The sequence below is a fragment of the Mycobacterium sp. IS-3022 genome (assembly GCF_001500065.1).
GTDB lineage: Bacteria > Actinomycetota > Actinomycetes > Mycobacteriales > Mycobacteriaceae > Mycobacterium.
The window spans coordinates 269,504-294,511 of sequence record NZ_LQIN01000001.1; the positions used below are offsets into that span (position 1 = coordinate 269,504).

The following is a 25,008-nucleotide window of genomic DNA, read 5'->3' on the forward strand; positions in this document are numbered from 1 at the left end:
TTCGCTCGGCGGAGAACCGTCGGGAACCTCGGATCGTTGGTCTAGCGGTAGCCTGAACTATTCCAGCTGCGCACATTGGACAGAACTAACGGCCCCTGCGGCCGAACGACGACGGATAGTTGATGAACCGGAAAAATGTCATCCGCACGCTGACCGTGATCGCGGTCGTGCTGTTGCTGGGTTGGTCCTTCTACTACTTCAGCGACGACACCCGCGGCTACAAGCCCATCGAGACTTCGGTGGCGGTCGCCCAGATCAACGGCGACAACGTCGACTCGGCCCAGATCGACGACCGCGAACAACAGCTCCGGCTCGAGCTGAAGAACGAGGTCGAAGGCAGCGACAAGGTCATCACCAAGTATCCGACCGGCTACGGCGCGACGCTGTTCGAGTCGCTGCAGGACAAGAACGTCAAGACCAACACCGTGGTCAACCAGGGCAGCATGCTCGGTTCGCTGCTGATCTACCTGCTGCCGCTGTTGCTGCTGGTCGCGCTGTTTGTGATGTTCTCCCGGATGCAGACCGGCGGCCGGATGGGCTTCGGTTTCGGCAAGTCGCGGGCCAAGCAGTTGACCAAGGACATGCCCAAGACCACGTTCGCCGACGTGGCCGGCGTCGACGAGGCCGTCGAAGAGCTCTACGAGATCAAGGACTTCCTGCAGAATCCGTCGCGGTATCAGGCGCTGGGCGCCAAGATCCCGAAGGGCGTGCTGCTGTTCGGGCCGCCCGGCACCGGTAAGACGCTGCTGGCGCGGGCCGTCGCGGGCGAGGCCGGTGTCCCGTTCTTCACGATCTCCGGCTCGGACTTCGTCGAGATGTTCGTCGGCGTCGGTGCCTCGCGGGTTCGGGACCTGTTCGAACAGGCCAAGCAGAACAGCCCCTGCATCATCTTCGTCGACGAGATCGACGCGGTCGGTCGCCAGCGCGGCGCCGGCCTGGGCGGCGGCCACGACGAACGCGAGCAGACGCTCAACCAGCTGCTCGTCGAGATGGACGGCTTCGGCGACCGCCAAGGCGTCATCCTGATCGCCGCCACCAACCGGCCCGACATCCTCGACCCCGCGCTGCTGCGCCCCGGCCGCTTCGACCGCCAGATCCCGGTCTCCAACCCCGATCTCGCGGGCCGCCGCGCGGTGCTGCGGGTGCACTCGCAGGGCAAACCGATCGCCGACGACGCCGACCTCGACGGGCTGGCCAAGCGCACGGTCGGCATGTCGGGCGCCGACCTGGCCAACGTCATCAACGAGGCGGCGCTGCTCACGGCCCGCGAGAACGGCACCGTCATCACCGGTCCCGCGCTCGAAGAGGCCGTCGACCGCGTCGTCGGCGGGCCGCGCCGCAAGAGCCGCATCATCAGCGAGCACGAGAAGAAGATCACCGCCTACCACGAGGGCGGCCACACCCTGGCGGCGTGGGCGATGCCCGACATCGACCCGATCTACAAGGTGACGATTCTGGCCCGCGGCCGCACCGGCGGACATGCCATGGCGGTGCCCGAGGACGACAAGGGCCTGATGACCCGGTCCGAGATGATCGCCCGGCTGGTGTTCGCGATGGGCGGCCGAGCGGCCGAGGAGCTGGTGTTCCGCGAGCCGACCACCGGCGCGGTTTCCGACATCGAGCAGGCCACCAAGATCGCCCGCGCGATGGTCACCGAGTACGGCATGAGCTCCAAGCTCGGCGCGGTGCGTTACGGCACCGAGCACGGCGACCCGTTCCTGGGCCGCACCATGGGCACCCAACCCGACTACAGCCACGAGGTCGCGCAGATCATCGACGACGAGATCCGCAAGCTCATCGAGGCCGCGCACACCGAGGCGTGGGAGATCCTCACCGAGTACCGCGACGTGCTCGACACCCTCGCCGGCGAACTGCTGGAGAAGGAGACACTGCACCGGCGCGAGCTCGAAGCGATTTTCGGCGACGTGAAGAAGCGCCCGCGGTTGACCATGTTCGACGACTTCGGTGGCCGCGTGCCGTCCGACAAACCGCCGATCAAGACGCCCGGCGAGCTCGCGATCGAGCGCGGTGAGGAATGGCCGAAACCGGTGCCCGAGCCGGCGTTCAAGGCCGCCATTGCCGCGGCCAGCAAGGCCGCCGAAGCCACCAAGCTCGCCGAGGGCGGCAAGAACGGAACCAACGGCAGCGGCAACGGATCCTCCGGCAATGCGCCGACGCAGCCGGACTACGGCGCGCCCGCCGGCTGGCACGCCCCGGGTTGGCCCCCGCAGCAGCAACAACAACAGCCGCCGGTCCAGCAGCCCCACGGCTACTGGTATCCGCCGCCGCAGGCGGGTTGGCATCCCCCCAATGCCGCAGGTGCCCCGCCCTATCCGCAGTATCAGCCGTATCCGCAGCCCGGCCCGCCCGGCGCCCAACCGAACGCGCCCCAGCCCAGCGAGGACCAGGGTCAGGACAACAGCCGGCGAAACGGCTGACAAGCAGGCAGGCTCACAGGAGGCTCCATTGGCGCAGTCGCAGCACAACTCTGTCACCTTCAGCCCCGCGAAGTTCGATCAGCCGCGTGCGGAGGCCGCGGTGCGCGAGCTTCTGCTCGCCGTCGGAGAGGACCCCGACCGGCATGGGCTGGAGTCGACGCCGACGCGGGTGGCGCGGGCGTACAAGGAGCTGTTCGCCGGGCTCTACATCGACCCGGACTCGGTGCTGGACACCACCTTTGACGAGCAGCACGACGAAATGGTGCTCGTCAAGCAGATCCCGATGTACTCGACCTGCGAACATCACCTGGTGTCATTCCATGGCGTCGCGCACGTGGGCTACATCCCGGGTAACGACGGCCGCGTCACCGGGTTGTCCAAGATCGCCCGACTCGTCGATCTCTACGCCAAGCGACCGCAGGTGCAGGAACGGCTCACCGGGCAGATCGCCGACGCGATGATGCGCAAACTGGATCCGCGCGGGGTGATCGTCGTGGTGGAAGCCGAGCACCTGTGCATGTCCATGCGCGGCGTACGCAAACCGGGCGCGGTGACGACCACGTCGGCGGTGCGTGGCCAGTTCAAGGTCGATGCGGCATCGAGGGCCGAGGCGCTGGACCTGATCCTGCGCAGATGAACCAGACCAAGGTGCGCGTCATGGGGGTCGTGAACGTCACCGACGACTCCTTCTCCGACGGAGGCTTGTTCCTCGACCGTGACCGCGCCGTCGAGCACGGGCTCGAGTTGGTCGCTCAGGGTGCGGCGATCGTCGATGTCGGCGGTGAGTCCACCCGTCCCGGCGCCGTCCGCATCGAGCCCGATGTCGAGAAGTCGCGCGTGACACCGGTCATCGGCGAACTCGCCGCACAAGGCGTCACCGTCAGCATCGACACCATGCACGCCGACGTCGCGCGGGCGGCGCTGGAGAACGGTGCGCAGATCGTCAACGACGTGTCCGGCGGCCGCGCCGACCCGAACATGGCTGCCCTGCTCGCCGACGCGAAAGTGCCCTGGGTGCTGATGCATTGGCGCTCGGTCGGCGCGGACCGGCCCCACGAGGTGCCCGTCTACCGGGACGTGGTCGAAGAGGTGCGCACCGAACTGCTCGCCAGCGTCGACGCCGCGGTGGCCGCGGGCGTCGACCCGGCCAGGCTCGTCATCGATCCGGGTCTGGGATTCGCCAAGACCGGCGAACACAACTGGGCGCTGCTGCGCGCGCTGCCCGAGTTCGTCGCGACCGGCATCCCGGTGCTGGTCGGTGCGTCGCGCAAGCGCTTTCTCGGCACGCTGCTGGCGGACCCGGACGGCCGACCGCGGTCGCCGGACGGCCGCGAGACCGCGACCGCGGTGATTTCTGCGCTGGCCGGCCTGCACGGCGCCTGGGGCGTGCGGGTGCACGACGTGCGCGCCTCGGTGGATGCCATCAAGGTGCTGGAGGCGTGGCAGCATGGCTGACCGAATGGAGTTGCGCGGCTTGCGGGTTCGCGGCCACCACGGCGTCTACGCGCACGAGCGCCGCGACGGCCAGGACTTCGTCGTCGACATCACGGTCTGGCTGGATCTCGCCGTTGCAGCGGCCAGCGACGACCTGGCCGACACCTTGGACTACGGCGCGCTGGCGCAGCGGGCGGCCGACGTCGTGGCCGGCCCGCCGCGCGACCTGATCGAGGCCGTGGCCGGCGAGATCGCCGACGGCGTCATGACCGATGACCGCGTGCACGCCGTCGAGGTCGTCGTGCACAAGCCGGCGGCGCCGATCCCGCTGACGTTCGCCGACGTCGCGGTGGTGGCCCGTCGATCACGCCGCGGCCGGGGCGGTGACCGTTGACCCGCGCAGTTCTCTCGATCGGCTCGAACCTCGGCGACCGGCTGGCCATGTTGCGCTCGGTCGTGGACGGGCTCGGCGAAGCGGTGCGCACAGTGTCGCCGGTGTACGAGACCGCCCCGTGGGGTGGTGTCGACCAGGGCCCGTTCCTCAACGCGGTGGTGATCGCCGACGACCCCGGACTCGACGGCCGCGGATGGTTACAGCGCGCGCATGAGCTCGAGCGGTCCGCCGACCGGGTGCGCACGCAACGTTGGGGACCGCGCACCCTCGACGTGGACATCGTCACCTGCCACGCCGACGGCGCCGAGCTGATCTCATGCGACGCGGAGCTGACCCTGCCGCACCCGCGGGCGCATCAGCGTGCGTTCGTGCTCGTGCCGTGGCTCGCGATCGAACCGGACGCCGTGTTGACCGTGGCGGGGCGGCCGCGCCGGGTGGACGAGCTGCTCACCGCACTCGACGCGACCGAACGCGACGGCGTTCGCCGTACCGACCTGGTGCTGAGCTGATGGGGCCGACCCGCTGGCGGGACCTCGTCGTGGCGGCCGTGCTCACCGCCGTGGTGGGCTATTTGCTCGTGCTCGCGCTGTACCGGTGGTTTCCGCCGATCACACTCTGGACGGGCATATCGCTGCTGGTGGTCGCGATCGCCGAAGCGGGCTGGGCGTTCCATGTCCGGGCCAAGGTCCGTGACGGCGAGATCGGTGTCGGGTCCGGCCGGTTGGACCCCCTCGCGGTGGCGAGGTCGGTGGTGATCGCCAAGGCGTCGGCCTGGGTCGGGGCGCTGGTGCTGGGGTGGTGGTCGGCCGTGCTCGTCTACCTGCTTCCGCGGCGGTCGACTTTGCGCGTCGCGGCCGACGACACCGCGGGCGCCGCAGTGGCGGCGGGGTGTGCGCTGGCGCTCGTCGTTGCTGCGCTGTGGTTGCAGCATTGCTGCAAGTCTCCGGGGGAGCCGCCGGAGAAGCCCGACGGGGCAACGGAATAGCCGACTGGCGCGAGCGCGCGGTCGAATCGCCGCGAAGGTCGACACGCGGAGTGACCTGTGGCGGGTACAGTCGCCCCCATGACCGATCCGACCCGCAGCGCCCGGTCTCGGCGCGGCGGCCGCAGGCCGGGTTGGATGTTGTTGACCGCGTTGCTGGTGCTGGCGATCGCGGCGAGTTCCGCCTTGGTGTTCACCAACCGGGTGGAGCTGCTCAAGCTGGCCGTCATCCTCGCGTTGTGGGCTGCGGTTGTCGCGGCGTTCGTGTCGGTCATCTACCGACGGCAGAGCGATATCGACCAGGCCAAGGTGCGCGACCTCAAGCTGGTGTACGACCTGCAGTTGGACCGGGAGATCTCGGCGCGCCGCGAATACGAGCTGTCGCTGGAGTCGCAACTGCGCCGCGAACTCGCCTCCGAGGTGCGCGCCCAGGCCGCCGACGAGGTGGCGAACCTGCGGGCGGAGCTGGCCGCGCTGCGGGCCAACCTGGAGATCCTGTTCGACGCCGACCTGTCCCACCGGCCCGCGATCGAGACCGAACGCACCACCGTCCGCGCCTACAGCGACTGGGCACGCGACTCGGAAACCACCGGGCGGGTGACCGCCGGCCCGTTCGAGTCGTACCGGCCGCATGTCGATGAGCGCACCGAGGAGAGCCCGATCATCGACGTGCCCGCCGAACCGCAGCCGGAGTTCGGTTGGGCGGCGTCGTCGGAAACCGCTGGGGCGCACCGCAGATCGTTCGACGACGAGCGGGTCCGCCAGCCGGTGGAGGAATCCTTTCCGTGGGTTCCTCCGACGCCACAGCCCGCGCCACAGCCGCCGCCGCAGCCGCAGCCGCGGCCCGAGCCCGTCCCGCAACCTCCGCCGCGACCAGAACCCGCCGCGGCGGCTGCGCCGGTGACCCCTCCTCCGCAACCGACACCGCCACCCGAGCCGGAGCCGGCACCAGAACCGCAGCCGGAGCCGGCGGCTGAGTGGCAGCCCGCGCCCGCCGACGGCCTGTGGCTTCCACCGGGAAGCCCGGGCAGCAACTGGGTGTCGTCGAGCATCAACGGAGAGGCGAACGAATACGTCGGCAGGCGGCGCGCCCCCGAACCCACGCAGGACGCGACCGAGGGGACAGGCGTGCAGCCCGCCATGTCGACGCCGACGCCAGGACCGCGGCGCGGGCGGCATTCCGCCCCACCGGACGCCGGAGATCCCGGCCGCCCAGTCGGCCCCACGCTGGCCGCCGAACCGGCACAGCAGCCCTCCGAGCCCCCGTCGGCGCCGGCCGCCGAACGGTCGCGACACCGCAGCGCTGACGACACCGACACCGCCGGCCAGTCCGTCGCCGAACTGCTGGCCCGGCTGCAAGCGAGCCCTACGCCGGGTGGGCGTCGGCGCCGCCGCGAGGAGTGAGCTAACCTCGTATCGACCGTCCGGTACCCGCACCGCAGGACCGGAACGAAGACACATCAACTCTCAGCGAGGTCGGCTTCGTGGTTCTCATGGCGACCCCACCTGGCGGATTCCGTCCGGCGCGGCTCACTGTCGGCATCATTTCCGCAGGTCGCGTCGGTTCGGCGCTAGGCGTTGCCCTCGAGCGCGCCGAGCATGTCGTGGTGGCGTGCAGCGCGATCTCGCGCGCGTCCCGCGACCGCGCGCACCGCAGGTTGCCCGACACGGCGGTGCTCCCGGTCGACGAGGTCGCAGGCCGCGCCGAACTCCTGCTGCTTGCGGTGCCCGACGCCGTGCTCGCGGACCTGGTGTCGGGTCTGTCCGCAACCGGGTCGGTACGGCCGGGCACGATCGTCGCGCACACCTCCGGCGCCAACGGCATCGGCGTGCTGGCGCCGCTGGCCGATCAGGGCTGCATCCCGCTGGCGATTCACCCGGCGATGACGTTCACCGGGACCGACGAGGACATCGAACGGCTGCCCGACACCTGCTTCGGTGTGACCGCCGCCGACGAAGTCGCCTACGCGATCGCCCAGTCACTGGTGCTCGAGATCGGCGGCGAGCCGTTCCGGGTCCGGGAGGACGCGCGCGCGCTGTATCACGCCGCGCTCGCGCACGGCAGCAACCACGTGGTCACCGTGCTGCTCGACGCGGTCGAAGCGCTGCGGTCCGCGCTGCGGGGTCAGGAACTGTTGGGCCAGGAACTGGTCGACGATGCGCCGGGCGGCATCGCGGAGCGGGTGATCGGTCCGCTGGCGCGGGCCTCTCTGGAGAACGCGCTGCACCGAGGGCAGGGAGCGCTGACCGGACCCGTGGCGCGCGGCGACGCGGCCGCGGTCGCGACACATCTGGAGGCGTTGACGGAGGTGGAACCCGAACTGACACAGGCGTATCGGGCGAATTCGCTGCGAACCGCCCAGCGTGCACACGCCCCCGACGAGATATTCGCTGTGCTCGCAGCGGAACCCAGCGTCGGCCGGGGTGGGCCCACGCGTCAGCTGGGGACGGGCCGATGATCAAGGGCAAACCCCAGTTCAACGCGGGCGAACTGAACATCTACTCGAACCCGCGCGACGTCTCGGCCGTCACGAAGGCGCTGCGCAGCACCGGTCGCCGGGTGGTGCTGGTGCCGACGATGGGCGCCCTGCACGAGGGCCATCTCACGCTGATCCGCGCCGCCAAGCGCGTTCAGGGCGCCGTCGTGGTGGTGTCGATCTTCGTCAACCCGCTGCAGTTCGGCGCGGGCGAAGACCTCGACGCGTATCCGCGAACCCTCGACGACGACCTGGACGCGCTGCGCGCGGAGGGGATCGAGATCGCGTTCACACCGACCGTCGCGGACATGTACCCGAACGGCACCCGCACCGCCGTCCATCCCGGCCCGCTCGGCTCGGACCTCGAAGGGTCCTCTCGGCCCGAGCATTTCGCGGGCGTGCTGACGGTCGTGCTCAAGCTCCTCAACATCGTCCATCCCGACCGCGCCTTCTTCGGTGAGAAGGACTACCAGCAGTTGGCGCTCATAAGGCAGATGGTCGCCGACCTCGACGTAGACACGCAGATCGTCGGCGTGCCGATCGTGCGGGAGGCCGACGGCCTGGCGATGTCGTCGCGCAACCGCTATCTCAACGAGGAGGAGCGCGAACACGCCGGTGCGCTGTCTGCGGCGCTGTTGGCCGGGATGTACGCGGCGGGCGAAGGAGCCGCCGCCGCTTTGGACGCGGCACGCGCGGTGCTCGATGAGGTGCCCGCCATCGAGGTCGATTACCTGCAGGTGCGAGACCCGATGCTGGGCCCCGCACCCGTCGTGGGGGCGGCCCGAATGCTGCTGGCCGGTCGGCTCGGCCGCACCCGGCTGCTGGACAACATCGCCATCGACATCGGCGTCCCGTCGGGATCGGGTCCGGATGTCGCCTTTGACGAACACGAACTCCCTTGGAGGAATTGATGTTACGAACAATGCTCAAATCGAAGATCCACCGTGCCACGGTCACGCAAGCCGACCTGCACTACGTCGGATCCGTGACCATCGACGCGGACCTGATGGATGCCGCCGACCTGCTCGAAGGTGAGCAGGTGACGATCGTCGACATCGACAACGGCGCGCGGCTGGTGACGTACGCGATCACCGGCGAACGCGGCAGTGGGGTGATCGGGATCAACGGCGCGGCAGCACATCTCGTGCATCCCGGCGACCTGGTGATCCTGATCGCCTACGGCACCATGGAGGACGCCGAGGCCCGTGCATATCAACCGCGGATCGTGTTCGTCGACGCCGACAACAAGCAGATCGACCTGGGCCACGACCCTGCGTTCGTACCGGCCGACGCCGCCGAGCTGATGTCGCCCCGGTAGTCGCGTGTTACTTGCGATCGACGTCCGCAACACCCACACCGTCGTGGGGTTGGTATCGGGCTCGGGAGAACATGCGAAAGTCGTTCAGCAGTGGCGGATCCGCACCGAATCCGAGGTGACCGCCGACGAACTCGCGCTGACCATCGACGGCCTCATCGGTGACGACTCCGAACATCTGACCGGGGCCGCCGGCCTGTCGACCGTCCCCTCGGTGATGCACGAGTTGCGCGAGATGTTGGGGCAGTACTGGCCGACGGTGCCGCACGTGCTGATCGAGCCTGGGGTGCGGACCGGCATTCCGCTACTGGTGGACAACCCGAAAGAGGTCGGCGCCGACCGCATCGTCAATTGCCTTGCCGCATACGACAAGTACGGGACCGCGGCGATCGTGGTCGACTTCGGCTCGTCGATCTGCGTCGACGTCGTGTCGGCGAAAGGTGAATTCCTCGGAGGTGCGATAGCTCCGGGTGTCGAGGTGTCCTCCGACGCGGCCGCGGCCCGGTCGGCGGCACTGCGGCGTATCGAGCTGACCCGGCCGCGATCGGTCATCGGCAAGAACACCGTCGAATGCATGCAGGCCGGTGCGGTGTTCGGATTCGCGGGATTGGTCGACGGGCTGGTGCAACGCATCCGCGACGACGTCGACGGCTTCTCGGGCACCGACGTTGCCGTGGTCGCGACCGGACACACCGCGCCGCTGGTGCTGCCGGACATGCGGACCGTTCAGCATTACGACGAGCACCTCACCCTGGACGGCCTGCGGTTGGTGTTCGAGCGCAACCGCGACAACCAACGCGGTCGCCTCAAACAAGCCCGCTAGAAGAACGTGCGGATGAGGTCGACGACGCGCCCGGCCTCGTCGAGCATCGGGATCATCGGCCACTTGTCGAACACCGTGCAGGGATGCGAGATCCCGAACTCCACCCAATCGCCGATGTCGACGGAGTCGCCGCCATCCAGTCGCAGGTACGCGTGCTGATCGTTGAGCTTGGTGACGCTGCTGGCCGGCAACCGTCGCGGCGCCGGCAGGTCCTGGTCGAACGACACGTCTCGGCGGCCCATCGTCAACAGCGCCAGATCGGGCTGCGGACGCGACATCACCTGCGCCCACACGCTGAGCGCGGGCCGCAGCGCGTCACGCAGCGGCGACGTCCGCCGGTACAGGCCGTCGTCGTGAGTGAGGTAGCAGCCGCTGCGCAGGATCACGCGCACCGGCAGCCCGGTGGGCCAGCCGGTCAGGGCCTCGGCCACCGCGTCGAAGTATGTGCTGCCACCCGCGGTGGCGATCACGACGTCGGTCTCGAAGAGCGGCGCCAGCCGCAGCACCGCGGCGCGCACGTCAGCCAGGTGCGACGCGACCGCCTCCTGCGATCTGTCGTGGCCCAGGGCTGCCTCGTATCCGGCCACGCCGACGAGCCGCAGCCGCGCCGAGGCGGCGACCGCGCGGGCCACCGCGTCGACGGTGTCGCGGTCACGGCAACCGGTGCGCCCGCCCGGCATGCCGACCTCGACACACACGTCCAGCTGGCGGACCGTGCCGATGGAGGCCAACGTCGACGCCATCAACTCGACCCCTCGGATCGAGTCGACCCAGCATGTGACGTTGAAGGACGGATCGGTATCGAGCTGGCCGCCGAGCCAGCGCAACCCGGCCTCGTCGACGAGCTCATTGGCCAGGATCACCTCGCGTACCCCGAACGCCCGGAACACCCGCACCTGGCTGACGGTGGCGGCGGTGACGGCGCAGGCTCCGGCCTCGAGCTGACGGGCCAGCAGCTGCGGCGCCATGTGCGTCTTGCCGTGCGGAGCCAACTGCACTGCGTGCGCGGCACACCATCGCGCCATGGTCGTGATGTTGTGCGCCACCGCCTCGGCCCGCAGGACGCAGACCGGGCCCACGGCGCCGTCGACGAACAGATGGGGTTTGCGCCCACAGATTTCCGCGACCGTGTGACCCCACCAGGCGGCGGGCAGCCCCTTGAACCGCCAGTCCAGCGGTTCGTCGGCCAACGCGGCCACCGCCGCTGCGCTGATCGGGGCCGTCATGGGTTCATTTAAGCTGGCACGACGTGACCGAACCTGACTCGCCCCGCACCGCACCGGCAGCGGCCGCGGCATCCGAGCCCGACATTCCGGAGCAGTACCGGATCCGTCAGGCCAAGCGTGAGCGACTGCTCGCCGACGGGCGGGACCCGTACCCGGTCGAGGTCGCACGCACCCACACCCTGGCCGAGATCCGCCAGGCCTATCCCGACCTGACCGCCGACACCGAGACCGGCCAGATCGTCGGTGTCGCCGGCCGCGTGATGTTCGCCCGGAACTCCGGCAAGCTGTGTTTTGCCACCCTTCAGGAGGGCGACGGCACGCAGCTGCAGGTGATGATCAGCTTCAACAAGGTCGGGCAGGAATCGCTGGACGCGTGGAAAGCCGACGTCGACCTCGGCGACATCGTGTTCGTGCACGGCGAAGTGATCAGTTCCCGGCGCGGCGAACTCTCCGTGCTGGCCGATTCCTGGCGCATTGTTTCGAAAGCCTTGCGGCCACTACCGGTCGCGCACAAGGAGATGAGCGAAGAGTCGCGGGTGCGGCAGCGCTACATCGACCTGATCGTGCGGCCCGAGGCCCGTGCCATTGCCCGTCAGCGAGTCGCAGTGGTGCGGGCGTTGCGGTCGGCGCTGGAACGGCGCGGCTTTCTCGAAGTCGAAACGCCGATGCTGCAGACGCTCGCAGGTGGCGCAGCGGCCCGGCCTTTCGTCACGCACTCCAACGCACTGGACGCCGACCTCTACCTTCGCATCGCCCCTGAACTGTTTCTCAAGCGGGCGTTGGTCGGCGGATTCGAGCGCGTCTTCGAGCTGAATCGGGTGTTCCGAAACGAAGGGGCGGATTCCACACATTCACCGGAATTCGCGATGCTCGAGACATATCAGGCATACGGCACCTACGACGATTCCGCGGACATGATCCGAGAGCTTATTCAAGAGGTTGCCGACGAGGCGATCGGAACGCGAAACGTGCCATTGCCTGATGGCACAGTCTACGATCTCGACGGCGAATGGCAGTCCATCGAAATGTATCCATCGCTATCCGAAGCGCTTGGCGAAGACATCACTCCCGAAACGACGGCCGAGCGGTTATGGGAGATCGCGGATCGACTAGCCGTCGAGATTCCGCGTGATCGCGGTTACGGGCACGGGAAATTGGTCGAGGAGCTTTGGGAGCACACAGTCGGCAACACGCTGTGGGCACCGACCTTCGTCCGCGACTTTCCCGTCGAGACAACCCCGCTGACGCGCGAACACCGCAGCATTCCGGGCGTCACTGAGAAATGGGATCTCTACATCCGGCGCTTCGAGTTGGCCACCGGGTATTCCGAGCTGGTCGACCCGGTTGTCCAACGGGAAAGGTTCGAAGCCCAGGCCAGGGCGGCGGCCGCCGGCGACGACGAGGCAATGGCTCTCGACGAAGATTTTCTCGCCGCCATGGAGTATGCAATGCCGCCATCCACGGGCACCGGAATGGGCATCGATAGGTTGTTGATGGCATTGACGGGACTGTCGATTCGGGAGACAGTTTTGTTTCCGATTGTTCGGCGTCACGGGAACTGAACACCGTCTATTCTGATTGTGTTGAATGGGGCACACACATATGGCACATTGATGCCGGGGTTCGAGGACTTAACCGCGATCCAGTGATCGCGCAGAAGGGCGTGTGGGAAATGGCGAAGAAAGTTACCGTCACGTTGGTCGATGATTTCGACGGCGAAGGTGCGGCTGACGAGACGGTTGAATTCGGTCTCGACGGGGTGAGCTACGAGATCGACCTTTCTTCGAAGAATGCCGCGAAGTTGCGGAATGACTTGAAGCAGTGGGTCGAGGCCGGTCGACGGGTGGGCGGCCGTCGCCGCGGACGTTCCGCAGGGTCGGGACGCGGGCGCGCGGCCATCGACCGTGAACAGAGTGCGGCCATCCGGGAGTGGGCGCGGCGCAACGGCCACAATGTCTCGACCCGCGGCCGCATACCCGCCGACGTGATCGACGCATTCCACGCGGCGACGTAGCCGGGGAGTTCTGACGCCCGTTCGCTAGCCGCGAACCTGCTGCGGCTCGATCGGGAAACGAATCACCCCGTCGACGCGTTGCTACTCGTAGCGTCGGGTATTCGACCCGATACGCATTGATGCCACTGTCCGCGCAGAGCTGACCGGCGGGCGCGGCATCGGGGCGAGCCGCCCATTAGAGTGGACGGCAGGTGCGGTGCGTCGCTCGGAGCCTTCGAGGCGCATGGCACCGACCTATTGATGGAGAGCAGGTAACCACCGATGTTCGAGAGATTCACCGACCGTGCCCGCAGGGTCGTCGTCCTGGCTCAAGAAGAGGCCCGGATGCTCAACCACAACTACATCGGAACCGAGCACATCCTGTTGGGACTCATTCACGAGGGTGAAGGTGTAGCGGCCAAGTCTTTGGAGTCGCTGGGCATCTCGCTCGAGGGCGTGCGCAGCCAGGTCGAGGAGATCATCGGCCAGGGCCAGCAGGCGCCGTCCGGCCACATTCCGTTCACCCCGCGCGCCAAGAAGGTGCTGGAGCTGAGCCTGCGCGAGGCGCTGCAGCTCGGCCACAACTACATCGGCACCGAGCACATCCTGCTCGGCCTGATCCGTGAGGGCGAGGGCGTCGCCGCCCAGGTGCTGGTCAAGCTCGGCGCCGAGCTGACGCGCGTGCGCCAGCAGGTCATCCAGCTGCTGAGCGGCTATCAGGGCAAGGAGACCGCGGAGGCCGGCACCGGCGGCCGCGGCGGTGAGGCCGGCAACCCGTCGACCTCGCTGGTGCTCGACCAGTTCGGCCGCAACCTGACCGCCGCCGCGATGGAGGGCAAGCTCGACCCGGTCATCGGCCGCGAGAAGGAAATCGAGCGGGTCATGCAGGTGCTGAGCCGCCGCACCAAGAACAACCCGGTGCTGATCGGCGAGCCCGGCGTCGGCAAGACCGCTGTCGTCGAAGGTTTGGCCCAGGCAATCGTGCACGGCGAGGTCCCCGAGACGCTGAAGGACAAGCAGCTCTACACGCTGGATCTCGGCTCTCTGGTCGCGGGCTCGAGGTATCGCGGTGATTTCGAGGAGCGCCTGAAGAAGGTCCTCAAGGAGATCAACACCCGCGGCGACATCATCCTGTTCATCGACGAGCTGCACACGCTCGTGGGTGCGGGCGCCGCCGAGGGTGCGATCGACGCGGCCAGCATCCTCAAGCCGAAGCTGGCCCGCGGCGAGCTGCAGACCATCGGCGCCACCACGCTCGACGAGTACCGCAAGTACATCGAGAAGGACGCCGCCCTCGAGCGCCGGTTCCAGCCGGTTCAGGTCGGTGAGCCGACGGTCGAGCACACCATCGAGATCCTCAAGGGTCTGCGCGACCGGTACGAGGCGCACCACCGCGTCTCGATCACCGATTCGGCGATGGTCGCGGCCGCCACGCTGGCCGACCGCTACATCAACGACCGGTTCCTGCCGGACAAGGCGATCGACCTGATCGACGAGGCCGGCGCCCGGATGCGGATCCGGCGTATGACCGCGCCGCCAGACCTGCGCGAGTTCGACGAGAAGATCGCCGATGCACGCCGGGAGAAGGAGTCCGCGATCGACGCGCAGGACTTCGAGAAGGCGGCGAGCCTGCGCGACAAGGAGAAGCAGCTGGTCGCCCAGCGCGCCGAGCGGGAGAAGCAGTGGCGCTCAGGCGATCTCGACGTCGTCGCCGAGGTCGACGACGAGCAGATCGCCGAGGTCTTGGGCAACTGGACCGGCATCCCGGTGTTCAAGCTGACCGAGGAGGAGACCACTCGGCTGCTGCGCATGGAGGAGGAGCTGCACAAGCGGATCATCGGCCAGGAGGACGCCGTCAAGGCGGTCTCGAAGGCGATCCGCCGCACCCGCGCCGGTCTGAAGGACCCCAAGCGCCCGTCCGGTTCGTTCATCTTCGCCGGCCCGTCCGGTGTCGGTAAGACCGAGCTGTCCAAGGCGCTGGCCAACTTCCTGTTCGGCGACGACGACGCGCTCATCCAGATCGACATGGGCGAGTTCCACGACCGCTTCACCGCCTCGCGGCTCTTCGGTGCCCCTCCGGGCTACGTCGGATACGAGGAGGGCGGCCAGCTCACCGAGAAGGTGCGCCGCAAGCCGTTCAGCGTCGTGCTGTTCGACGAGATCGAGAAGGCGCACCAGGAGATCTACAACAGCCTGTTGCAGGTCCTCGAGGACGGCCGCCTGACCGACGGCCAGGGCCGCACGGTCGACTTCAAGAACACCGTGCTGATCTTCACCTCGAACCTCGGCACGTCCGACATCAGCAAGGCGGTCGGCCTGGGCTTCAGCCCGGGTGGCGGCGAGAACAACTACGAGCGGATGAAGCAGAAGGTCAACGACGAGCTGAAGAAGCACTTCCGCCCGGAGTTCCTCAACCGCATCGACGACATCATCGTCTTCCACCAGCTGACTCGCGACGAGATCATCCGGATGGTCGACCTGATGATCGGCCGGGTGTCCAACCAGCTCAAGGCCAAGGACATGACGTTGGAGCTGACGGACATGGCCAAGGCACTGCTCGCCAAGCGCGGCTTCGATCCGGTGCTCGGCGCGCGGCCGCTGCGGCGCACCATCCAGCGCGAGATCGAGGACCAGCTGTCGGAGAAGATCCTGTTCGAGGAGATCGGCCCGGGCCAGCTCGTCACCGTCGATGTCGAGAACTGGGACGGCGAGGGCGCCGGCGAGGATGCGGTGTTCACGTTCAAGGGCACCAAGAAGCCGGCTCCGGTGGCCGAGCCCGACCTCGCTCAGGCGGGTGCGGCCGGAGCCGCCAGCGCTGAGTAACCGCTGACACAATGTCACGCTGAGAACGCCGTCGCGGCTATATACACGTCGCGTCGCTCTCAGCGTGACATTGTGTCGTCTCGGCATCCGGTTGCCTCGAAGTTCGAGCCAGTCGCCCGCTTCGCTAGCCCTTTTGCATAGGATGTGCGATGTAATCGGCGGGCGAAGGAATCTGGTGAGAATCCAGAACGGTCGCGCCACTGTGTCAAGTCAGACCCGACGCTCGCCGCAACCGTCGAACTGGGACGCGAAATCCCGGAAAGGACACCGACATGACCTCTCCCGAGGCCCGTAAGAGCGTTGCGCCCGCGCTGGACTTCTCGGCCGCCAAGGCGGTGATGTGGTTGGCGTTCACCGCATTCTTCGCGCTCTTGGTGCTCTACTTCGTCGGCATGGATCAGGGTGCGACGTCGGTGTTCGGCAACAGCACCGTCATCCACGAGTTCGTGCATGACGCCCGCCACCTGCTCGGCTTCCCCTGCCACTGATGGAAAAGCAGATCATCGGGCGCGGGCTGCTCGCCGGCGCCCTGGCCGGACTGTTCGCGTTCGTCTTCGCCCGCATCTTCGTCGAACCCGTCATCGAGCGGGCGATCGGCTACGAGGAGGGCGTCGGCGCCGCGCACGAAGCGATGGCAGGCCACGCGCACGGCGGCCACAGCCACGGTGACGGTGGCGGATTCGACCGCGTCGTGCAGGCCAACATCGGCATGGGATTGGGTGTGCTGGCCTTCAGCGTCGCGATCGCCGCGTTGTTCGCGGTGGTCTTCGCCGTGGCCTACGGGCGCGTCGGCGACGTCTCGGCACGGCTGCTGTCGGTGTACGTGGCCGGCGGAATGTTGTTGAGCCTCTACATCGTCCCTTCGCTGAAGTATCCGGCGAGCCCTCCGGCGCTCAGCCTGGACGAGACGATCCGCCAGCGCACGCTGCTGTACCTGCTGATGGTGGTGTTGTCCGCGGCCCTGCTGGTCGGCGCGGTGTATCTGGGTAGGCGGTTGGCCGACCGGCTGGGCGCATGGAACGCGACGTTGGCCGCTGCGGGGTCCTACGTCGTCGCGATCGCGGTGCTGATGCTGGTGCTGCCGGGCATCCACGAAACCCCCGGGCCGCTGCGCGACGGTGCGGGCACCATCGTCTACGAGGGCTTCCCGGCCGACGTGCTCTACGAGTTCCGGCTGTTTTCTCTGGGCACGCAGGTGGTCATCTACGCGACGATCGCCGTGGCGTTCGGCGCGATGGCCGCGCGCCTGCTCGGCGAGAAGCGGCGGGAGAGCGTTCCTTTGTGAGTGAGGTCGTTCGGCTGACGCTCGTGTCGCATGCGTTGACGGACGCGATGTCGGCCGGACGATTCCCCACCGACGAGCCGTTGAGCCCGATCGGCCACCGGCAGGTCGACGCGTCCATCGACCTGGGTGTCGCGGATGCCGCGTTCTGCGGTCCTGAGAAGCGCACCAGACAGACCGCCGAACTGCTAGGACTGCAGGCCGAGGTCGACAGTCGGCTGGCCGATCTGGATTGCGGCCGATGGCGCGGTGACGTACTGGGTGGCGTGCGACCGGCGGACCTGGCGGTCTGGTTGACCGACCCGACGCGGGCACCGCACGGCGGCGAATCGGTCGTCGACCTGGTCGAGCGGGTGCGCGACTGGATGGAGTCGCTGACGACGGTCCGCAGCAGGATCGTCGTGGTGACGCACCCGGCGGTGATCCGGGCGGCCATTCTGGTGGCGCTCGATGCGCCGCCGAAGTCGTTCTGGCGCATCGACATTGCCCCGGTCAGCCGCACGGTGATGCACTTTCGCGGGCACGCCTGGACGCTCCGGTCATCCCGCTAGCCGCTGAGCGGCTCCAGGTCGAAAGCCTGGCGCACGATCGACAACAACCACCCGGCGGCCGTCGGGCTGCGGTACCTGGGCCAGTTCAACTGGAAGCTGACGACCCACGGTTGGCCGGTGTGGTCGACGGCATACCAGCTGAACGTCAGATCGCCCGGCAGGTTTCCGCCCTTGGCGCCGATGTAGTCCCACTTGGACCGGTCCAGATCGATGCCGGGAATCGCGGCGAGGATGTCCTTGACCGGCGCGGCCTCGCCGACAGCGGCCGCCTGCAGGGCGATGTGCACGCGGCAGATGTCGGCGGCGCTGCCGTACCACTCTGCACCGAAGTTCGACGCCGGGGTGTGCGTGCGCTGTGGATCCGGTTCGTAGGGGCGCGAATTCGTCTGCTTCAGCAGTTGCGCACGGGCCTGCGGCTTGCCTTGTTCGACCGCCTGCTGCCACTGTTCGCGCAAGTCCGGTCGACCCCAGCCGACCGAGAACATCTCGTGCATGGTCGGGAACGGCGTCATGCTGCCCGGGTCGTGATGGCCCGCCGCGACCAACGCCCGCTCCACCGCGCCGGGACCGAGGCGTGCGATCAGCAGATCGGTGGCCATGTTGTCGCTCGCCGAAATCATCTGCTGCGCAGCAGTTCTCACCGACACCCGGGCGCCGGGCGGCAGTTCTTCGAGACCGGCCGATCCGACCGCCTTGGCGCGCTTCGTGATGGTCAACGTGTCGGTCCACTCGAGCGTGCCGGCCTTCACTGCGTCGGCAACCGCAAGCAGCACATAGAGTTTGAAGATCGACGCCAACGGCAGCGAGAGTTCGGTGTTGGTCCCCGCCACCACATCGCACCGGTTCGCCACCACCTTCGACACCTGATAGGAATAACGCGCGCCGGACTTGGTCAGCTCGGCATCGACATCAGCCCATTCGTCGATGACCGGCGGCCGGAGCGACACGTCCAACCGATCGACCATGCCGGCGTCGTTGGTGCTCAGGTCGATTTCCTGTGCGACGCCATAAGACGTCAGCACACCCACCGTGGCTTGGCCGGCGCCGATCTCCACGTCGGTGACGGTGAACGGGCGGTCCCACCAGATCCTGTCGAGCTTGAAGGCAATGTCGCCGACCTTCTCGGGCACCGCCAGCGTGCGCACCCCGACCGGCCCGATCGGCCAGTCGGAGTTGAGCATGTCCAGGGCTTGCTTGGCCCGCAGACCCTGCGGCGTGTTGATCTCGATCGGCGTGCCGTACGCGGCGTCGGCCGGTGGGGTGTCGACCTTCGAGCAACCGGCGAGCGTGACGACGACAGAGACTGCGACCGTCAGCCCGAGCGCGCGGCGCGCGGTACGCCTGCCCCTAGTGAGTGGCACCCGCAACGTCGAGGACGACCTCGAACTCGAGCAATGACGCACCCGTGGCGACCGGGTTGGCCTGCTGGCCTTTGTGGGCTTCGATGGCCGGACCCGTGGCCCAGGCCTGGAACGCTTCCTCGGACTCCCACTGCGTCACCACGAAGTAGCGGTTCTCGCCCTTGACGGGGCGCAGAAGTTGAAAGCCGAGGAAGCCGGGCTGGTTGTCGACGGCATGGGCGCGGTGTGCGAACCGCTTCTCCAGTTCGGGACCGGCGTCGGGCGGGACCTCGATTGCGTTGATCTTCACCACGGGGTTCTGGCTGGGCATGCGCTAAAGGCTACCGAATGCACTGCGCGCATCCCGAGGCACGATGATGTCTCCCATGCCGTCCCCAGCACGCGAGTGGGCCCACCTGACCCGTCGCGGTGGTAGGGGCCGCCCGCTGGTCCTCGTGCACGGCCTGATGGGGCGGGGCAGCACGTGGACCCGTCAGCTGCCGTGGCTGACTCAGCTGGGCGATGTCTATACCTACGACGCGCCGTGGCACCGGGGCCGTGACGTCGACGAGGCCGGCCCGATCAGCACCGAAAGGTTCGTCGAAGAACTCGGCGACGCGGTGGCGACAATCGGCCGACCCACCGTCCTGATCGGGCACTCGATGGGCGCGCTGCACTCGTGGTGCCTGGCGGCGACGCGACCCGACCTGGTGGAGGCGTTGGTCGTCGAGGACATGGCACCGGACTTCCGCGGCCGCACCACCGGGCCGTGGGAGCCGTGGCTGCACGCGCTGCCGATCGAATTCGACTCCGCGCAACGGGTTTACGACGAGTTCGGACCGGTGGCCGGCCAGTACTTCCTGGAGGCATTCGACCGCACAGCGACCGGCTGGCGGTTACACGGTGAGCCCAAGGTGTGGATCGAGATCGCCGCCGAGTGGGGCACCCGCGACTACTGGCGCGAGTGGGAAGCGGCGCGCGTACCGGCGCTACTGCTCGAGGCGGGCAACTCCGTCACACCTGGAGGCCAGATGGCCAAGATGGCGCAGACCGGCCACCGGACGACGTATCTGCGTGTGCCCGGCGCCGGTCACCTCATCCACGACGACGCACCGCACGTTTACCGCCAAGCGGTCGAATCTTTCCTATCGGCGCTCCCCGAAGGCTGAGGAGGAGGACCAGCCCGCCGGACGCTCGAACCGGGTGCGGATCGCGTCGAGATCATGCTCGATGCGCAGCAGGTCGCGGTCATCTTCGAAGATCCGGCCCGCCATCGGCGCCGCGATGCGGAACTGGTCAGGGTGCAGCCGCAGGACGCCCGAGCGGTGGGCGGCCCAACCGAACGCCGCGGCCACCGCGAACGGGGATGCCAGGATCAGGAGTGTCAGTGCAGTGGTCATGGCAGTAATCTTTCGCTCAAGCATATCCAGCCAACAGTGGCAGGAACGACACTTTGAGATAAAATGCTGCCATGGCGATGAAGAGCGTATCGACGCTGGTGCTCGACGGTCTGGCGATTTTCGAGTTCGGCGTGATCTGCGAGGTCTTCGGTATCGACCGCTCCGCCGACGGCGTGCCTAATTTCGACTTCAAGATCTGCGGACCCGGACCCGGTAGACCGGTCAGCACCTCCGTCGGGGCGACGATCACCCCCGAGCACGGCCTCGACGACCTGGTCGGTGCCGACCTCGTCGCGATCCCGGCGATCGGCGGATCGGAGTACCTGCCCGAGGCACTGGCCGCCGTGCGCGCCGCCGCGGACGCCGGGTCGATCATCCTCACCGTGTGCTCGGGTGCGTTCGTCGCGGGTGCCGCGGGACTTCTCGACGGCAGGCCCTGCACCACGCACTGGATGCACGCCGACGAACTCGCCCAGAAATACCCCACCGCCAAAGTCGACCGCAACGTGTTGTTCGTCGACGACGGCAATCTGATCACCAGTGCGGGCACCGCGGCAGGAATCGACGCGTGCCTGCATCTGGTACGACGCGAACTCGGCAGCGAGGTGACCAACAAGATCGCCCGCCGAATGGTGGTCCCGCCGCAACGCGATGGCGGCCAACGCCAGTACATCGACCAGCCGATCCCGGTGCGATGTTCGGAACGCTTTGCGCCGCAACTCGATTGGATTCTGGGCAATCTCGACAAACCGCACACGGTCGCCACGTTGGCCGCCCGCGCGCACATGTCGGCGCGCACGTTCGCACGCCGATTCGTCGAAGAGACGGGTCGGACGCCGATGCAATGGGTCACCGATCAACGTGTGCTGTATGCGCGCACCCTGTTGGAGGAGACCGATCTCGACGTCGACCGGATCGCCGAACGCAGCGGCTTCGGCACCGCGACGCTGCTGCGCCACCACTTCCGCAGGATCATCGGAGTGACGCCGTCGGACTACCGCCGCAGGTTCGCTTGTAACGCAGAGGAATCCAATCGCGTCGAGCAGGAATCAGCGGTCACCGCCTGAGCGCCTTCGCCGGCGAGCGCGAACCGGCCGTCGGCGGTCTGTTCGATGAGGCCGTCGACCAACAGCGAATCCAGTGCCCGGTCGCGTTGGGCGGTATCGGACAACCAGGCCACATCGAGCTGCCCGCGGGTGACCGGAGAGTCGTTGCCCCGCAATACATCCAGCAGACGGCCGCGCACCTGCCGGTCGGTGCCCGCGTAGCGCTGCGCGCGGCGCGTCGGCGCCGTCGGCGGGGGGAAGCCACGCGAACGCCACGCGCACACATCCAGCGGGCACAGCCCGCACCGCGGCGCCCGCGCGGTACACACCGTCGCGCCCAGCTCCATCAGTGCGATCGAGAACTTCGGCGCCAGTTCGTCGTCCGGGAGCAGCGCCTCCACGTCGGCGAGGTCGCGCCGCGACGACGATGCCGGTGCGTCGGCGCGACCGTGCACCACCCTGGCGACGACGCGACGGACGTTGGTGTCGACGACCGGCACCCGTTGGTGGTAGGCGAGGCAGGCGATCGCGCGCGCCGTGTATGCGCCGACACCCGGCAGAGTCAACAGCGTCTCGACGTCGGACGGCACGACGTCGTCGTATTCGGTGGCGATCACCGTCGCGCACTCATGCAACCGCTTGGCGCGGCGCGGGTAGCCCAGCTTGCCCCAGGCCCGCAACACGTCGGCGGCAGTGGCCGCCGCGGTCGCCGACGGTGTGGGCCAACGCTGCACCCACGCAAGCCATATCGGCTCGACCCGGGCGACCGGCGTCTGTTGCAGCATGAACTCGCTGACCAGGATCTGCCATGGCGTGACCTCGGGTCTGCGCCAAGGTAGGTCGCGCTGCCCGCGGTCAAACCAATCGAGCAGCTGAGGCACAATGACGGTCATGCCGAACACCAGCCCAGTGACCGCATGGAAAGCACTGAAAGAGGGTAACGAGCGCTTCGTCGCCGGTAAGCCCGAACATCCGAGCCAGAGCGTCGAACACCGCGCGAGCCTCGCCGCGGCGCAGCACCCCACGGCGGTCGTGTTCGGGTGCGGGGACAGCCGAGTGGCTGCCGAACTCATCTTCGACCAGGGACTGGGCGACATGTTCGTGGTCCGGACCGCCGGCCACGTCATCGACTCCGCCGTGCTCGGTTCCATCGAGTTCGCGGTCACGGTGCTCAACGTGCCGCTGATCGCTGTACTCGGTCACGACAGCTGTGGCGCCGTGAAAGCAACGATTTCCGCGCTCGACGACGGCGTGGTGCCCGGTGGCTATGTTCGTGACATCGTCGAGCGGGTCACGCCGTCGATCCTCGCGGGCCGGCGCGAGGGATTGACCAGGGTCGACGAGTTCGAGGCGCGCCACGTGACGGAGACCGGGGCGCAGCTGATGGCCCGCTCCACGGCCATCGCCGAACGGGTCGCGGCGGGTGACCTGGCGATCGTCGGGCTGACCTATCACCTGGCCGACGGTCGGGTGGCGCTGCGGAACCACTTGGGCGACATCGGCGAAGCCTGAGCGGCGACACGCCGGGTCACCTCGGGCGATAAGACGTGACCTGGCCTTACCTTGAACTTGTGCTGGATCTGGAACCGCATGGCCCGCTACCGACGCAGATCTACTGGCGTCGCAGGGCACTCGCGCTGGGCATAGCGGTACTCGTGATCGGCGTGATCGCGGCCATCGTGGTCGTGGTCGTGAAGAGCACCGGGGGCGGCGACGACGCGGAGAAGTCTGCGTCGACCGCGGCGGCGGCGCCGACGCCGCTGCCGGGGGAGAACCCGGAAGTCAAGACGCCGGTGATGCCGCCGGCGCAGGATGCGCCGCCCCCGACGGCGACGCCGACCGCGGCGGTGGTGCCGCCGCCGCTGCTCAACGAGGGCGACGATTGCCCCGATTCGACGCTTGCCGTAAAGGGCATCACCAACCAACCGCAGTACGTCGTGGGTGATCAGCCGAAGTTCACGATGGTCGTCACCAACATCGGGCTCGTCGGCTGCAAACGCGACGTCGGCGCCGCGGTGCTGGCGGCCTACGTGTACTCGCTGGACAACACCCGGCTCTGGTCCAACCTCGACTGTGCGCCGTCGAACGAAACGCTGGTCAAGGCATTTCAGCCCGGCGAACAGGTGACGACGGAGGTCACCTGGACGGGCATGGGCTCCGCGCCTGGCTGCCCGCTGCCGCGGCAACCGATCGGACCCGGCACGTACAACCTGGTCGTGCAGTTGGGCAATCTTCGGTCGGCGACGGTGCCGTTCATCCTCGCCGCGCCCCAGTCGCCGGTGCACGGCAACGGCGCCGCCCCGCCGCCCGGGCCCGCACCCGCACCCGCAGGCTGAGCCGCGATAGCGCGCTAGGCCAGCCGGTCGGCGATCGTCGACTCGGCCAGCTGCGACAGGCCTTCCCGGATGTGGCGCGCCCACATCGAGCCGATGCCCTCGACCGACTGCAGATCGCCTGCGCTGGCCGCCAGCAGGCCCTGCAGCGAGCCGAACGAGCGCACCAGCAGGTCGACGTGCGCGAACTGCAGGCGCGGGATACCGGCCATCGCGCGGTAGCCGCGTGAGCTCATCGCCGAATCCTGCGCCTCGATCGTCGACGGGTAGCCGAAAACCCTTGCCAGCGTGGTGAAGTCGAGCAGCTCGTTGTCGGAGAGGCCGTCGAGTTCCTCGAGTGTGGCGCTCACCTGCGCCGCCGATGGCGGGTCGGGATTCGCGTGATAGTCGCGCACGATCAGCTCGCGGGCGGTGTCGTTGTCGCCCACCAGCTCCTCGAGTTGCAGCTTGAGCTGACGACCGTCGGTACCGAGTTCGACTACATACGAATCGATTTCGAGGCTGATGCGACGAACCATCTCGAGCCGCTGCACCACGGTCATCACGTCGCGCAACGTCACGAAGTCTTCGATCTCGGCCGTCGAGAGCTGCCTGCTGACCTCGTCGAGGCGCGTCTTGTAACGTTCGAGCGTGTCGATGGTCTGATTGGCGCGCGACAGAATGGTCGCCGAGTCGGGGATCACGTGACGTTCGCCGGCCACATACACGGTCACGATGCTCATCGAATGGCTCACCGAGATCACGGGATAGCCGGTCTGGATCGCGGCGCGCTCCGCGGAGCGGTGCCGGGTCCCGGATTCCTCGGTGGGGATCGACGGATCGGGCACCAGTTGCACGTTGGCCCGCAGAATGCGGCTGCCGTCACTGGAGAGCACCACGGCGCCGTCCATCTTGGACAGCTCGCGAAGCCGCGTCGGCGCATAGCGGACGTCGAGGGAGAACCCACCGTCGCAGATCGCCTCGACGCTGTCGTCGTAGCCGACCAGTATCAGCGCGCCGGTGCGCCCGCGCAGAATGCGCTCGAGACCGTCGCGCAGCGCGGTTCCGGGTGCCAGCCGGGCGATGGTCTCGCGGAGCGTCGGCCGGGCCAACGGCACTACGGTGCGACCCGATCTTCCGCCCGACTTCACGGCCATCGCCCCTCCCTAGGA

The 25,008-nt window shown here is 68.0% G+C and carries 27 protein-coding genes; 21 read left to right on the top strand and 6 right to left on the bottom strand.

Annotated elements, in window-relative coordinates; genetic code table 11:
- Window positions 1–122: 122 nt before the first annotated feature.
- From ftsH to AU188_RS01320, 11 genes are all read left to right on the top strand, one after another.
- Window positions 123–2,438, top strand: a complete 2,316-nt coding sequence (gene ftsH / locus AU188_RS01270) for an ATP-dependent zinc metalloprotease FtsH (protein ID WP_059161885.1) — start codon at window positions 123–125, stop codon at window positions 2,436–2,438.
- A 28-nt stretch (window positions 2,439–2,466) separates the two neighbouring features.
- The gene (gene folE / locus AU188_RS01275; protein WP_059161886.1) at window positions 2,467–3,075 is read left to right on the top strand and encodes a GTP cyclohydrolase I FolE; all 609 of its coding nucleotides are present in this window, start codon (window positions 2,467–2,469) and stop codon (window positions 3,073–3,075) included.
- A complete protein-coding gene (folP, locus tag AU188_RS01280; RefSeq protein ID WP_059161887.1) occupies window positions 3,072–3,893 on the top strand; it encodes a dihydropteroate synthase in 822 nt (273 codons plus the stop codon). The genes folE and folP overlap by 4 nt, the downstream gene beginning before the upstream one ends.
- Window positions 3,886–4,266, top strand: coding sequence for a dihydroneopterin aldolase (folB, locus tag AU188_RS01285; RefSeq protein ID WP_059161888.1), 381 nt, complete (start codon window positions 3,886–3,888; stop codon window positions 4,264–4,266). The genes folP and folB overlap by 8 nt, the downstream gene beginning before the upstream one ends.
- Window positions 4,263–4,775, top strand: a complete 513-nt coding sequence (gene folK / locus AU188_RS01290) for a 2-amino-4-hydroxy-6-hydroxymethyldihydropteridine diphosphokinase (RefSeq protein ID WP_059161889.1) — start codon at window positions 4,263–4,265, stop codon at window positions 4,773–4,775. The genes folB and folK overlap by 4 nt, the downstream gene beginning before the upstream one ends.
- Entirely contained in the window at window positions 4,775–5,251 is a 477-nt protein-coding gene (locus tag AU188_RS01295; RefSeq protein ID WP_059161890.1) for a DUF3180 domain-containing protein, read from the top strand. Before folK ends, AU188_RS01295 begins: the two co-directional genes overlap by 1 nt.
- A gap of 78 nt (window positions 5,252–5,329) precedes the next feature.
- Window positions 5,330–6,652 carry a DUF6779 domain-containing protein gene (locus AU188_RS01300; RefSeq protein ID WP_059161891.1) on the top strand — a complete coding sequence of 441 codons (1,323 nt, stop codon included), beginning with the start codon at window positions 5,330–5,332 and terminating at the stop codon, window positions 6,650–6,652.
- Window positions 6,653–6,741: 89 nt separating this feature from the next.
- A complete protein-coding gene (locus AU188_RS01305; protein WP_059161892.1) occupies window positions 6,742–7,707 on the top strand; it encodes a Rossmann-like and DUF2520 domain-containing protein in 966 nt (321 codons plus the stop codon).
- The gene (gene panC, locus AU188_RS01310) at window positions 7,704–8,636 is read left to right on the top strand and encodes a pantoate--beta-alanine ligase (RefSeq protein WP_059161893.1); all 933 of its coding nucleotides are present in this window, start codon (window positions 7,704–7,706) and stop codon (window positions 8,634–8,636) included. The genes AU188_RS01305 and panC overlap by 4 nt, the downstream gene beginning before the upstream one ends.
- Entirely contained in the window at window positions 8,636–9,043 is a 408-nt protein-coding gene (gene panD / locus AU188_RS01315) for an aspartate 1-decarboxylase (protein WP_059101682.1), read from the top strand. The genes panC and panD overlap by 1 nt, the downstream gene beginning before the upstream one ends.
- Before the next feature lie 4 nt (window positions 9,044–9,047).
- Window positions 9,048–9,863 (top strand): type III pantothenate kinase, encoded by an 816-nt coding sequence (locus AU188_RS01320; protein ID WP_059161894.1) that lies wholly within the window; start codon window positions 9,048–9,050, stop codon window positions 9,861–9,863.
- Here AU188_RS01320 and AU188_RS01325 read toward each other — a convergent pair.
- On the bottom strand, window positions 9,860–11,089 hold the full coding sequence (locus AU188_RS01325) for an alanine racemase (protein WP_059161895.1): 1,230 nt from the start codon (window positions 11,087–11,089) through the stop codon (window positions 9,860–9,862). The genes AU188_RS01320 and AU188_RS01325 overlap by 4 nt on opposite strands.
- 23 nt (window positions 11,090–11,112) lie before the next feature.
- Between AU188_RS01325 and lysS the strand changes: the two genes are divergently transcribed.
- From lysS to AU188_RS01355, 6 genes are all read left to right on the top strand, one after another.
- Window positions 11,113–12,651, top strand: a complete 1,539-nt coding sequence (gene lysS / locus AU188_RS01330) for a lysine--tRNA ligase (protein ID WP_059161896.1) — start codon at window positions 11,113–11,115, stop codon at window positions 12,649–12,651.
- Between the two features lie 110 nt (window positions 12,652–12,761).
- Window positions 12,762–13,103, top strand: coding sequence for a histone-like nucleoid-structuring protein Lsr2 (lsr2, locus tag AU188_RS01335; protein ID WP_059101678.1), 342 nt, complete (start codon window positions 12,762–12,764; stop codon window positions 13,101–13,103).
- A 261-nt stretch (window positions 13,104–13,364) separates the two neighbouring features.
- The gene (clpC1, locus tag AU188_RS01340; RefSeq protein WP_059161897.1) at window positions 13,365–15,905 is read left to right on the top strand and encodes an ATP-dependent protease ATP-binding subunit ClpC; all 2,541 of its coding nucleotides are present in this window, start codon (window positions 13,365–13,367) and stop codon (window positions 15,903–15,905) included.
- Between the two features lie 272 nt (window positions 15,906–16,177).
- Window positions 16,178–16,393, top strand: coding sequence for a CbtB domain-containing protein (locus AU188_RS01345; protein ID WP_059161898.1), 216 nt, complete (start codon window positions 16,178–16,180; stop codon window positions 16,391–16,393).
- Entirely contained in the window at window positions 16,393–17,190 is a 798-nt protein-coding gene (locus AU188_RS01350; protein WP_059161899.1) for a CbtA family protein, read from the top strand. The genes AU188_RS01345 and AU188_RS01350 overlap by 1 nt, the downstream gene beginning before the upstream one ends.
- Window positions 17,187–17,738, top strand: coding sequence for a histidine phosphatase family protein (locus tag AU188_RS01355; protein ID WP_059161900.1), 552 nt, complete (start codon window positions 17,187–17,189; stop codon window positions 17,736–17,738). Before AU188_RS01350 ends, AU188_RS01355 begins: the two co-directional genes overlap by 4 nt.
- On the opposite strand, the gene AU188_RS01360 is transcribed toward AU188_RS01355, so the two are convergent.
- Both AU188_RS01360 and mhuD read right to left on the bottom strand, forming a co-directional pair.
- On the bottom strand, window positions 17,735–19,105 hold the full coding sequence (locus AU188_RS01360; RefSeq protein ID WP_216636154.1) for a serine hydrolase: 1,371 nt from the start codon (window positions 19,103–19,105) through the stop codon (window positions 17,735–17,737). The two genes, AU188_RS01355 and AU188_RS01360, sit on opposite strands and share 4 nt — an antisense overlap.
- Window positions 19,086–19,409, bottom strand: coding sequence for a mycobilin-forming heme oxygenase MhuD (gene mhuD, locus AU188_RS01365; RefSeq protein WP_059101672.1), 324 nt, complete (start codon window positions 19,407–19,409; stop codon window positions 19,086–19,088). The genes AU188_RS01360 and mhuD overlap by 20 nt, the downstream gene beginning before the upstream one ends.
- Before the next feature lie 55 nt (window positions 19,410–19,464).
- Between mhuD and AU188_RS01370 the strand changes: the two genes are divergently transcribed.
- Window positions 19,465–20,247, top strand: a complete 783-nt coding sequence (locus AU188_RS01370) for an alpha/beta fold hydrolase (RefSeq protein ID WP_059162258.1) — start codon at window positions 19,465–19,467, stop codon at window positions 20,245–20,247.
- Here AU188_RS01370 and AU188_RS01375 read toward each other — a convergent pair.
- Entirely contained in the window at window positions 20,224–20,478 is a 255-nt protein-coding gene (locus AU188_RS01375) for a hypothetical protein (protein WP_059161902.1), read from the bottom strand. The genes AU188_RS01370 and AU188_RS01375 overlap by 24 nt on opposite strands.
- A gap of 71 nt (window positions 20,479–20,549) precedes the next feature.
- Here AU188_RS01375 and AU188_RS01380 point away from each other — a divergent pair, with 71 nt between their 5' ends.
- On the top strand, window positions 20,550–21,545 hold the full coding sequence (locus AU188_RS01380) for a GlxA family transcriptional regulator (RefSeq protein WP_059161903.1): 996 nt from the start codon (window positions 20,550–20,552) through the stop codon (window positions 21,543–21,545).
- Here the strand turns inward: AU188_RS01380 and AU188_RS01385 are convergent.
- Window positions 21,473–22,417 carry an HhH-GPD family protein gene (locus tag AU188_RS01385; RefSeq protein ID WP_059161904.1) on the bottom strand — a complete coding sequence of 315 codons (945 nt, stop codon included), beginning with the start codon at window positions 22,415–22,417 and terminating at the stop codon, window positions 21,473–21,475. The genes AU188_RS01380 and AU188_RS01385 overlap by 73 nt on opposite strands.
- On the opposite strand from AU188_RS01385, the gene AU188_RS01390 reads away from it, so the two are divergent.
- Complete coding sequence (locus AU188_RS01390; protein WP_059162259.1) at window positions 22,416–23,036, top strand: carbonic anhydrase; 621 nt, start codon at window positions 22,416–22,418, stop codon at window positions 23,034–23,036. The two genes, AU188_RS01385 and AU188_RS01390, sit on opposite strands and share 2 nt — an antisense overlap.
- A gap of 59 nt (window positions 23,037–23,095) precedes the next feature.
- On the top strand, window positions 23,096–23,860 hold the full coding sequence (locus tag AU188_RS01395; RefSeq protein WP_059161905.1) for a hypothetical protein: 765 nt from the start codon (window positions 23,096–23,098) through the stop codon (window positions 23,858–23,860).
- A 14-nt stretch (window positions 23,861–23,874) separates the two neighbouring features.
- On the opposite strand, the gene disA is transcribed toward AU188_RS01395, so the two are convergent.
- Window positions 23,875–24,993, bottom strand: coding sequence for a DNA integrity scanning diadenylate cyclase DisA (gene disA / locus AU188_RS01400; RefSeq protein WP_059161906.1), 1,119 nt, complete (start codon window positions 24,991–24,993; stop codon window positions 23,875–23,877).
- Window positions 24,994–25,008 lie beyond the last annotated feature (15 nt).